This is a genomic window from Micromonospora sp. M51 (assembly GCF_018070305.1).
Classification (GTDB): Bacteria; Actinomycetota; Actinomycetes; order Mycobacteriales; family Micromonosporaceae; genus Micromonospora; species Micromonospora parva.
The window spans coordinates 1-871 of sequence record NZ_JAGPXZ010001306.1 but is presented as its reverse complement, the minus strand read 5'-3'; the positions used below and the strand labels follow the sequence as shown (position 1 = coordinate 871).

2 pseudogenes are annotated in these 871 nt (G+C 75.2%); both read right to left on the bottom strand.

What is annotated here, in order from left to right:
* Window positions 1–403: pseudogene (locus KBX53_RS34460) on the bottom strand (hypothetical protein); the annotation flags it as partial.
* A gap of 55 nt (window positions 404–458) precedes the next feature.
* Window positions 459–871: pseudogene (locus KBX53_RS34455) on the bottom strand (molybdenum metabolism regulator); the annotation flags it as partial.

The window sequence follows — 871 nt, the reverse complement described above, 5'->3', positions numbered from 1 at the left end:
GCCCGCCGGGGTGGCGCGGACCGCGCAGCCCTCGCTCGGCGAGGTCGGCCAGGAACGGGCCGAAGTGTCGGGAGCGGGCGGCGGTGCGGGCCGCGAGGGCGCGCACCGCCGCCATGCCGAGGCTGCCCTCGCTGTCGACATGGTCGGCCCCGGTCAGCCAGCGGGGGAACATCGTGAGGGCCGCGGTGTCGAGTTGGTCGAGCAGGGCGTCCACGAGGTCGCCGAGCGGACCCACCAGCGTGGGCCGGTAGTGCACGATCGCGGGCGCCGCCGCCGGCAACGGGTCGAGTGCCACCCGCAGCAACTCCGGGTCGACGCCCGGCAGGTGACTCACCCGCCGCGTCGGTGGGGCTGCCCACCAGGCACCGATGGCGTCGCCGTTGGCCCGGACGGGGTGCGCCATGCCGGCACCCTACGACAGAGGCGGGCCCGACCGGGCCCCCTCGGTGTGCTCGCCGTCAGCGCAACCGGCGGATGTCGCCGTACGCGCGGTAGTAGCCACCGCGGCTGGACTCCCGCACCTCGGTCACCAGGTAGCGGGCGCCCGGCTCGCGGATCCCCTTGGGGAACTGCACGGACCAGTCGCGCCGGTAACCGTCGGACAGCACCTGAACCCGCAGCCGCCCCCGATCGTCCAGGCACTGCACCACGACGCCCGCGCCCGCGTCGCTGGTCACCTCGACCATCGTCGGTTGCACCGGCTGGGGCGCCTGACGGGGGGCCTTGATGTCGCGCACCTGCGGCACGTCCCCGGCCTGCGCCGCGCGGATCGCCGGCTCGCTCGCGTCGATGCAGGCCAGGTGCCCACCGGTGGTGACGACGTAGAGCCGGTCGTCGTGGTACTGCATGGAGTACGCCGAGCCGCAGCCGG